General features: G+C 62.3%; 7 protein-coding genes and 1 pseudogene. 3 read left to right on the forward strand and 5 right to left on the reverse strand.

The genetic code is table 11. The annotated features are described in order from the left end of the window. Positions 1 to 353: 353 nt before the first annotated feature. The 4 genes from adk to lpxK form a co-directional block, all read right to left on the reverse strand. The gene (gene adk / locus M0954_RS28540) at positions 354 to 1,019 is read right to left on the reverse strand and encodes an adenylate kinase (RefSeq protein ID WP_297356839.1); all 666 of its coding nucleotides are present in this window, start codon (positions 1,017 to 1,019) and stop codon (positions 354 to 356) included. A gap of 218 nt (positions 1,020 to 1,237) precedes the next feature. Further along, positions 1,238 to 2,053, reverse strand: coding sequence for a 3-deoxy-manno-octulosonate cytidylyltransferase (kdsB, locus tag M0954_RS28545; protein WP_297356840.1), 816 nt, complete (start codon positions 2,051 to 2,053; stop codon positions 1,238 to 1,240). A 152-nt stretch (positions 2,054 to 2,205) separates the two neighbouring features. Then, positions 2,206 to 2,412: a Trm112 family protein gene (locus tag M0954_RS28550; protein ID WP_122153531.1), complete on the reverse strand. Its 207-nt coding sequence runs from the start codon at positions 2,410 to 2,412 to the stop codon at positions 2,206 to 2,208. Next, on the reverse strand, positions 2,393 to 3,409 hold the full coding sequence (gene lpxK / locus M0954_RS28555) for a tetraacyldisaccharide 4'-kinase (RefSeq protein ID WP_297356842.1): 1,017 nt from the start codon (positions 3,407 to 3,409) through the stop codon (positions 2,393 to 2,395). Before lpxK ends, M0954_RS28550 begins: the two co-directional genes overlap by 20 nt. Before the next feature lie 515 nt (positions 3,410 to 3,924). On the opposite strand from lpxK, the gene xseA reads away from it, so the two are divergent. Both xseA and sodB read left to right on the forward strand, forming a co-directional pair. Continuing rightward, entirely contained in the window at positions 3,925 to 5,304 is a 1,380-nt protein-coding gene (xseA, locus tag M0954_RS28560) for an exodeoxyribonuclease VII large subunit (RefSeq protein ID WP_122153533.1), read from the forward strand. 197 nt (positions 5,305 to 5,501) lie between these two features. Then, the gene (gene sodB / locus M0954_RS28565) at positions 5,502 to 6,080 is read left to right on the forward strand and encodes a superoxide dismutase [Fe] (protein WP_297356843.1); all 579 of its coding nucleotides are present in this window, start codon (positions 5,502 to 5,504) and stop codon (positions 6,078 to 6,080) included. Positions 6,081 to 6,231: 151 nt separating this feature from the next. Here sodB and M0954_RS28570 read toward each other — a convergent pair whose 3' ends face one another. Beyond that, positions 6,232 to 8,895, reverse strand: coding sequence for an ATP-binding protein (locus M0954_RS28570; protein ID WP_367279544.1), 2,664 nt, complete (start codon positions 8,893 to 8,895; stop codon positions 6,232 to 6,234). A 264-nt stretch (positions 8,896 to 9,159) separates the two neighbouring features. Here M0954_RS28570 and M0954_RS28575 point away from each other — a divergent pair. Continuing rightward, positions 9,160 to 9,508 (forward strand): annotated as a pseudogene (locus M0954_RS28575) (ubiquinone-dependent pyruvate dehydrogenase); the annotation flags it as partial.

Consider the following 9,508-nt stretch of genomic DNA (forward strand, 5'->3'; position numbering starts at 1 on the left):
CAGGAATACATTGTCACTAATCTCCATGTCTGCTCCTTTGCTTCAGTTCAGTAATCGTCACGATCGAATATCTTTTCGATGGTCGATTGTAACGGCTGTGCTGCAGCGCGGAAAGGACAAGGGCTGGGTGGTTGCACCGGAGTGGTGCTTGAACGCGACGTCTAATTGATCGGGATAACTGAGCAACTTGAGCGTGCGGATGCCCCTCTATGAATGCAACGCGTAAAGCGAAGCGCGAATAAAAAGCCCGCCCATGTGGGCGGGTCTTGGCGAAGCGGATCTGACGTGTCGTGATGCGGGGAACCAGGAAAACGCCAAAGCCCCGCGTGCCTCACCACCTCACATCATCGAACTCACTTCAACGCATCGAACGCGCGCGTGCGGATTTCGTCGACGGTGCCCAAGCCGGAAATAGCCCGGTACTGCGGCGGCTTCAAACTGCTCGACGCGTCGCCATTTTTGGCCCAAGTGGTGTAGTACTCGATCAGCGGCTTGGTCTGCGCAACATACACGTCCAGACGCTTCTTGACGGTTTCTTCCTTGTCGTCGTCGCGCTGGATCAGCGGTTCGCCCGTGACGTCGTCGACGTTCGCGACCTTCGGCGGGTTGAACTTGACGTGATACGTGCGGCCCGACGCAGCGTGCACGCGGCGGCCGCTCATACGCACGATGATCTCGTCGAACGGCACGTCGATTTCCAGCACGTAGTCGATGGCGACGTCCGCCTGCTTCATGGCTTCCGCTTGCGGCAGCGTGCGCGGAAAACCGTCGAACAGATAGCCGTTGGCGCAATCCGCTTCCTTCAGACGCTCTTTGACGAGGTTGATGATCAACTCGTCCGACACCAGTTCGCCTGCATCCATGAAACGCTTGGCTTCAACGCCGAGCGGCGAGCCAGCCTTGACGGCCGCACGCAACATGTCGCCGGTGGAAATCTGCGGAATGCCGAATTTTTCCTTGATGAACGTTGCCTGAGTGCCCTTGCCCGCTCCGGGAGCACCCAAAAGGATCAAACGCATGTGATATCTCCAGATCTATGTGAATTCTTGGGTGGCGCTACGCTTTAAGGCATCCGCGCATTGGGCTCAGGGGGCTCGCTTCGAAGTGGCCGCAGTGCGCCTCGCGCTGCACGTCATGGACGACGGCGCTGCAAGGGGAACGGCGGGACGACCGGGCAAACCCTGGCCAACGATCATTGCAGATGGTGCGCACAACCGTTTGATTATGCCATGGGTTTTTACGCTGACGGACCGAATAACGACCTTACGCGGGCGAGGTCCGCAGGGGTGTCGACGCCCGGCAGTGGTACTTCACCGGTGACGAGTACGGCGATCCGCTCGCCATGCCACATGGCACGCAGTTGCTCGAGCGCCTCGACCTGCTCGATCGGCGAGTGGGTGAGCGTCGGATACGAGCGCAGAAACTTTGCACGGTACGCATACAACCCGATATGCCGGTAGACCGTGGCGGGCGCCGGCGGCGTGGGCATCGCGGCGACGTCCGGCCAGTGCGGCTGATACGCGTCGCGAGCCCAGGGAATCGGCGCGCGCGAGAAGTACAGCGCAACGCCGCGCGCGTCGAGCACGACCTTGACGACGTTCGGGTTGAAGATCTCGGCCGGGTCGGTGATCGGGTGCGCTGCGGTCGCAATGGCACAGCCGTGGCTCGCAGCGAGGTGCGACGCAACGCCGCACACCAGCGCGGGGTCGATCAACGGTTCGTCACCCTGCACGTTGACGACGATCGTGTCGTCGCTCCAGCCGTAATGCGCGGCGACTTCGGCAAGACGGTCCGTGCCCGACGGATGATCGGCACGCGTCAGCATGGCTTCGATGCCGTGTTCGCGTGCGACGTCGAGGACCGACTGCGCATCCGATGCGATCAACACGTGTTGTGCACCCGAGGCCAGCGCGCGTTCTGCGACGCGCACGACCATCGGCTTGCCGCCGATATCGGCGAGCGGCTTGTTGGGCAGACGGGTCGAGGCGAGCCGTGCCGGCACGACGGCAATGAACGGCGGGGCGGCAGGGACGGCGGACGTGGGTTGAGTCATGGGAAACGCGGCGGCAAAACCGGAAAATGCGCCGAACAAGGGGCGCAAAGAAGGCGCCGAAGAGGACGCGGAACGGGACGCACCTTAGCTAAGGCGCGCGCAGAAAAAGCAACGAAACGGACCGAATGTTCCAGTCCATCAGGGCTACGGCATCAAGCCCCAGGCGCCGGATGCAAAGGCTCGACCAGCGTGCCTTCAACCGTTTGACGCGCTTCGTCCACCAGCATCACGGGAATGCCGTCGCGGATCGGATACGCCAGCTTGTCTGCATTGCAGATAAGCTCCTGCGCCGGACGATCGTAGCTGAGCGGGCCCTTGCAGATCGGGCAGACGAGAATTTCAAGCAGGCGAGCGTCCACGGACTTTCTCCACAACTAATTCAATGAGGCGATGATCGAGCGCAGCTTCAACGGGGACGACCCAGATGCGCGCATCGTGCCAGGCCCCCAATTTTACCGCATCCTTTTCGGTGATCAGGATCGCATCTGCGTCGACATCGGCGAATGGATTGCTGCTGAACGCATAGTGGTCCGGCAACGCGCGGGTCTCGGGCTTCACGCCCGCGGCGCGCAAGGTTGCGAAGAAGCGCTCCGGCGAGCCGATACCGGCCGCGGCCAGCACGCGATCGCCGCTGAACTGCGCGAGCGGCCGGCGCAGCGCCGGGTTGCCAAGATGCCAAGCGTCAGCTGGCGTGAGCGAGAGCGCGAAGGTATTGGGCCAGGGCGGCAGCGTGCGTTCGTACGGACTGTTGATCAGAGTGGCGTCGCGGCGGCGCGACAGCGGCTCGCGCAACGGCCCGGCCGGCAACAGGAAGCCATTGCCGCCCAGGCGATGGTCGAACACCACCAGTTCGGCGTCGCGGGCGAGGCGGTAGTGCTGCAGACCGTCGTCGCTGACGATCACGTCGACCTCGGGATGCGCCGTGCATAACGCCTGCGCCGCCGCCACCCGGTCAGGACAGACCCAGACCGGCGCACCGGTGCGGCGAGCGATCAGCAACGGCTCGTCGCCGGCGTCCTGCGGTGCCGAGGTCGCCGTGACGGGCGTAGGCCGGTTGACCCGAGCGCCATAGCCGCGCGACACGACGCCGGGCTGGAAGCCCGCGACGCGTAGCGCTTCGACAAGCGCAATGACCGTGGGAGTCTTACCGGTCCCGCCGACCGTCACATTGCCCACCACTACGACTGGCACGCCGACGCGGACCACCTTTAACCAGCCGAGCGCAAAGGCCGTGCGACGCGCCGCGGCGATCGTGCCGAAGATGCAGGCAAACGGCAACATGGCCCAGGCAAGCGGGCCGCGCTGTTGCCATTCGCGTGCGAGGCGCGTTTCGAGTTGGTGCTTGACCTCGCTCATGAGGCCAACGCCGGTGTGCGCAGCAATCGCAACTGCGGCACCGGTTCAGGTGACGCGATACACGGGACAGGTATCAACGCGTTTCTCCGGGCGGGACGAACAGGACAGGGTATAGCGAGCGCCGCATCGGTGGCGTGTCGCTCATGATGCCCTTAAAACCCGGCACTCTAGCGCGCGAGCGTCGTGCGCCGCAAGTCGCCCGGGCCACAAGCGACCGCCCGATAGCCGCAGGACTGGCCTCCACAGCCTGTGGATAACTTTGTGGAGAACTCGCCTTCGCCGACGCTGGGAGGGCCATTCGGCGCGGGTCTTGTCGGCATGCATTGGTATATATGAGATATAAATGCTTTATAAATCAAAAGGTTAAATCGACATTACGGGGCTCCGCAAGCATCCTTACAAGGCCTTTCACGTTTCTCCCGACATGTGGACACTTTTAACAATTCGTACAACGCGCTGGACGTGGTTGGCCGCTCGGTCTATCGTCTGTCCGGCCTGTCATCCCTATTCATCGCATGAACTCCGAAAGTCCTTTTTCGTCTTCGGGCGCGCCCGGTGGCGACGTCGTTGTGCCGGTGTCGGCGCTCAATCGTGCCATCAGCACGATGCTCGAACGCTCTTTTCCGCTCATCTGGGTGGCGGGGGAAGTGTCGAATTTCACGCGCGCGGCGAGCGGTCACTGGTATTTTTCGATCAAGGATGCGCAGGCGCAGATGCGCTGCGTGATGTTCCGCGGCCGTGCGCAGCACGCCGAGTTCACGCCGCGCGAAGGTGACCGGATCGAAGTGCGGGCGCTTGTCACGATGTACGAACCGCGCGGCGAATTGCAACTGAACGTCGAAGCGGTGCGCCGTACCGGGCAAGGGCGGCTTTACGAAGCGTTCCTGAAACTCAAGGCGCAACTCGAAGCGGAGGGGTTGTTTGCCGCGGAGCGCAAGCGGCCGTTGCCGACGCATCCGCGGGCAATTGGTATCGTCACTTCATTACAGGCCGCGGCGTTGCGCGACGTGTTGACCACATTGTTGCGCCGTGCGCCGCATATCCCGGTGATCGTGTATCCGGCGCCGGTGCAGGGCGTGGGCGTCAGCGCGAAACTGGCGGCGATGGTCGAGACGGCTAATGCGCGGCGCGAGGTCGACGTGCTGATTGTGTGCCGCGGCGGCGGCTCGATTGAAGACCTGTGGGCCTTCAACGAGGAAGTGCTGGCGCGGGCGATTGCCGAAAGCCGCGTGCCGGTGGTGAGCGGTGTCGGCCACGAAACCGACTTCACGATTGCCGATTTCGCTGCGGACGTGCGCGCGCCGACACCGACCGGCGCCGCTGAGCTTGTCAGTCCGCAACGCGTGCTGTTGTTGCGCGATCTCGACCACCGGCATGCCACGCTCGCACGCGGCTTTGGCCGCATGATGGAGCGGCGTGCGCAACAACTCGACTGGCTCGCACGCCGGCTGGTCTCGCCATCCGAGCGGCTCGCGCGGCAACGCACACACTTACAGCAACTCAGTGTGCGTCTTGGATCAGCGGGTGCGCGTCCAGTGCGCGATGCTCGAGCGCGGTTTTCGCTGCTGCAGATGCGCTGGCAGCGCTGGCGTCCGGATCCCGCCGCGCACCGTGCTGCGTTGAACGCACTTGCGCAGCGGCTCGACGGCGCAGCGTTGCGCCAGCATGAACGGCACACAGCGCGCGTGGCAACGCTGGCCGCGCGCCTTGAGGTGCTGAGTCCACAACGCACGCTAGAGCGTGGCTACGCGGCTGTGCTCGACGCGCAGAATGGTCGCGCGCTGCGTGCGCCGGCCGCGCTGAAACCTGGGCGTCATCTGACGGTGCATCTTGCAGAGGGTGCTGCGGACATTACGCTGGCTGATGTACAGGCACGCCTGTCCGACGACTTCTGACGTTCGTCCGTCGACGTACTTTTGACCGTGGCACGCGCATTGCGTGAGCACTAGTTACGGTTGTCCTGGCGGCTTTCTGACGCATATCCGACATAAAGGCCGTTGGTTTGCGGGGTTATTCCAAGTCGCCTACAATCGAGTGCTCTACAGCGTTATCCTCAGACTGACCCCCCACACACAGATAGAAGGAAAGCACCATGGAACATACGCTCCCGCCGCTGCCGTTTGCAAAGAACGCACTCGCTCCGAACATGTCGGAAGAGACGCTCGAGTATCACTACGGCAAGCACCACCAGACCTATGTGACTAACCTGAACAATCTGATCAAGGGCACGGAGTTCGAGAACCTGTCGCTCGAAGAGATCGTCAAGAAGGCATCAGGTGGCGTCTTCAACAACGCCGCGCAAGTGTGGAACCACACGTTCTTCTGGAACAGCCTGTCGCCGCAAGGTGGTGGTGCACCGAAGGGCGCGCTCGCCGACGCGATCAACGCGAAGTGGGGTTCCTACGACAAGTTCAAGGAAGAGTTTGCCAAGACCGCAGTCGGCACGTTCGGCTCGGGCTGGGCATGGCTAGTGAAGAAAGCGGACGGCTCGCTCGACCTCGTGTCGACCAGCAACGCTGCTACGCCTTTGACCACGGACGCTAAGGCACTGCTGACGATCGACGTGTGGGAACACGCGTACTACATCGACTATCGCAACGCTCGTCCGAAGTTCCTCGAAGCCTACTGGAACATCGTGAACTGGGACTTTGTAGCGAAGAATTTCGCGTAAGGTTTCAGGTTGTAGCGTGACAATATAGTTTGGAAAGTGCGGTAAAGATTGGAAAATCTGAACCAGGCACTGCAATAGAGTTCGAAATCGGTAGTGAAAATGAAAGCCCTCCAGCGTGAGGGCTTTCTGCTTTCCGGTGTCGCTGCCCGGTTCAACCCGCAACAAGAGCGGCCGGGAGCTCAAAATAGAAACGCGCGCCTCCATGCGCCGAATCGTTGTCTGCCTTGATGCGACCGCCGTGAGCTTCGATGATCGAGCGGCAGATGGGCAGACCCATGCCCATACCGTTCGGCTTCGTGGTGAAGAAGCTCTCGAACAGCTGGTCGAGATCGCCAGAGACAATGCCCGGGCCGCTATCCTCGACGGTGCAACGTAGGGTCGCGAGATCCTGCATGAGCGTGCGAATCGTGATCCTGCGCCTAGGACTGCGCGCCTGCTCCATCGCCTGCATGGCATTTACCGCGAGGTTGACGATCACCTGCTGCAGCTGTACGCGGTCGGCCAGCACTCGCGACACTTCCGGGGCCGGCTCATGCGATACCGTGACGCCGCGCGTCTGTACTTCGTGACGCAGGAACACCAGCACTCCGTCGATGAGTTCGTCGAGCCACACCGGTCTGTGCTCGGGCGTTTGCCGGGTCGCCATGCCACGGATGCGGCTGACGATATCTGCAGCGCGATGCGCGTCGGCAACCATGCTGGTATTGGAGTTGCGCGCCTCTGTAATTTCCGGCACTGGCCTGCCGAGCCAGCGTTGTACGGCGTGGCCGTTCGTCACGATTGCGGCAAGCGGCTGTTTCAGCTCGTGTGCAATGGATGCCGCGAGCTCACCCAGCATGGAGATGCTCGCAGCGTGCGCAAAATCCGCCTGCAACCGCTCCAGCATCTCCTGGGCGCGCAGGCGCTCCGTCAGGTCGACTAGACTGATCAGCGCGATACCCAGATCGTTAGCCACGCGGGGGCGCGCTACGGTGAACTGCACATCGATGACCCGTCCGTCGAGTGTTGGAAGCCGGGTTGTTTCCTCAAAGTGCTCCTCGCCCCGGTACCGGCTCTCGACAACCCGCCGGAAGGTTCCGGGACTCTCGCGCCAGACCCATGACACAGGGCCGAGCAACTCGCTGCGATCGCGCGCGCCGAACATCTTCACCGCGTAGTTGTTGACCTCTTCGATGACCAGCAATTCCTGCGCGCGGTCCAGCCAGTCCGGGTGCGCATCAATGTAGGCCGACAGGTTCTCCACGCCCTGCGCCCGCAACTCCATCATCATCGCGATCAGCGGCTGCGCTTCCGTCTGCCACAGGCCGACCGGCATATCGCGAAAAAGGCTGCGGTAACGATGCTCACTGCGCTCCAGCGCTGCGTGAGCCTGCTTGCGCACGGTGACATCCATCAATGCGCCAACCATCCGTAGCGCCTTCGGTTCATCCATCACGACATGCGCTACGGCGTGCAGGTGCTTGACCGTTCGGTCCGGCATCAGCAACCGGTATTCGATATCGAAGCCCTGTCTGTCGTGCACGGCCTGGGCGGTCACCCGTTCGACCAGGGGGGAGTCCTCCGGATGCACCCGGGCAAGCAGCAGTTCGACCGTGGGCCGGATGTCCGGATCGTATCCGAGAATCCGGAAACTCTCCTCGGACCAGGAGATCTCCTCACTGGCGACGTGCCAATCGAAGCTGCCCGTGTGGCTGAGTTGTTGTGCATCCGCCAGCAGCGCCTCCGCGTGCTGGCGGTCGGCGTAGAGGCGCGCGTTCTCGAGAGAAATTGCCGCCTGCGAAGCCAGCAGTCTGAGCACGGCAATGCGGGCCGGCGTGAAGACCTGAGCGGCGAGGCAGTTCTCGAGGTAGAGGACACCGATCAGCGTCGTCTGCTTGATGAGAGGCAGGCACAGAACCGACTGGCAACGGCGACGCGTGATGTACTCATCGCCGGAGAATGGGCCTGGGTCCGCAGCGTCGTCGAGCAGCACGCTGTCGCGGGTCCGGATGACGTAGCGCAACACCGACTCGGGGAGAGCCCCAGGCATCAGACGCGTACGCGGAAGTCGGACCTCGACCGTGTCCCGCACCGTGGTCGCTTCGGCCTCGATGCGCCAGCCGTCGCCCCAGGGCAGGATCAGCAAACCCCGGTCGGCACCAGCATGCTCGAGCGCCAGGATCATCAGAGTGTGAAGCAGTTCGTTCAGGTCCACTCCGCTGAATATCGCTTGCGATACCTTGACGACGGTGGTGAGATCCAGTTGCTCTGCTGAAGTCGCTACGGTGCTGTCTGCACGCGACGATTCCCGTCGCAGTTGCGGATAGGTCTGTTCGAGTTGACGGACCTTGCCGTCCGCGCCCCAGCGGGCGTAACACGACTGGGCGTTGCGCAAATAGGTGTCGGCGATCGCGTCGAAGCTGCGCGCCGAATAGAAGCGTGCGGCCAGTTCATGTGCCATCCCTTGGTTCTGAATGAAGCCATGTTCCTGGGAAGAACGTATGGCCTCCTCATAAAAGTGCATGGCATCGAGGTCTCGGCCCTCGATGCGCGCGATCTCTGCGGATATCAGCGCGTGGCGGTTACGATAGTTCTCAGGGCAGCTATCGGCCCAAAGTTCATACTTCTTGAGTGCCACCTGGAGACTGCGCGCATAGTCCTGTTGTTGAGCCGTTGAAGCAGACGGATAGAGCTCGGCCAAGGTAACTGCATGGAAGAAGTAATAGGTCGCCTCGATTGGCATACCCATTGCAGGACCCAGTACAGACTCTGCCCGTGCTGCGCAGTCGAGCGCCTCCGCGTACCGGCCATCGAGGAAGGCGAGCATCTGCTTCATGATGTGATAGAAGACAATGCCACAGCCGAAGCCCGCGTTGGTGATAGCGCCGAAACAGGCTGCTTCGTCGAACGTGTCGTCATCCAGGTTCAGCGCGGTAGTCACCCTGCCCTGAAGGCTGGCGACAAATTGCTGCTCGAGCCGCACTGTTTCGCAGACGGCCAGATTCCGGCTCTGCCGGGCGAACGCGGCGTACTTTGCCGACAACGCCCGCACATCCTCGAGCACCTCTCCCTTCCCAATCAATTGCCATAGAATCCGGAACAGTTCCCGCGAGTGCTCGAACGAGCGATGCGTACGGCGATCGAGGAGCGCGGCGTCGCGGTCGTGGTTTTGCCGGGAGACGTTGCGTTGAAGGAGTGTTTGCACGCGGTCGGGTGCTGGACCGGTGTATCCCCAGCGGCGATTATTCCCGCGGCCGCGGATATTGACCGCTTGGCGGATCTGCTCAATTCATCGAAAGACGTCACGTTGTTGTGCGGTAGTGGTACGGCGGGCGCGCATGATGAAGTGGTTGCGCTGGCGCAAGCGCTCAAGGCACCCGTGGTCCACGCGCTGCGAGGCAAACAGTTCGTCGAATGGGACAATCCTTACGACGTCGGCATGACTGGCC

Origin of the sequence: Paraburkholderia sp. (genome assembly GCF_026225065.1) — a bacterium.
In the GTDB taxonomy this organism is placed as follows: domain Bacteria; phylum Pseudomonadota; class Gammaproteobacteria; order Burkholderiales; family Burkholderiaceae; genus Paraburkholderia.

Bases quoted from the DNA above. Each gene is read 5' to 3' on its own strand.
- xseA (WP_122153533.1), top strand. From the start codon at position 3,925: ATGAACTCCGAAAGTCCTTTTTCGTCTTCGGGCGCGCCCGGTGGCGAC.
- sodB (WP_297356843.1), top strand. From the start codon at position 5,502: ATGGAACATACGCTCCCGCCGCTGCCGTTTGCAAAGAACGCACTCGCT.
- kdsB (WP_297356840.1), bottom strand. From the start codon at position 2,053: ATGACTCAACCCACGTCCGCCGTCCCTGCCGCCCCGCCGTTCATTGCC.
- M0954_RS28570 (WP_367279544.1), bottom strand. From the start codon at position 8,895: ATGAAGCAGATGCTCGCCTTCCTCGATGGCCGGTACGCGGAGGCGCTC.
- lpxK (WP_297356842.1), bottom strand. From the start codon at position 3,409: ATGAGCGAGGTCAAGCACCAACTCGAAACGCGCCTCGCACGCGAATGG.
- adk (WP_297356839.1), bottom strand. From the start codon at position 1,019: ATGCGTTTGATCCTTTTGGGTGCTCCCGGAGCGGGCAAGGGCACTCAG.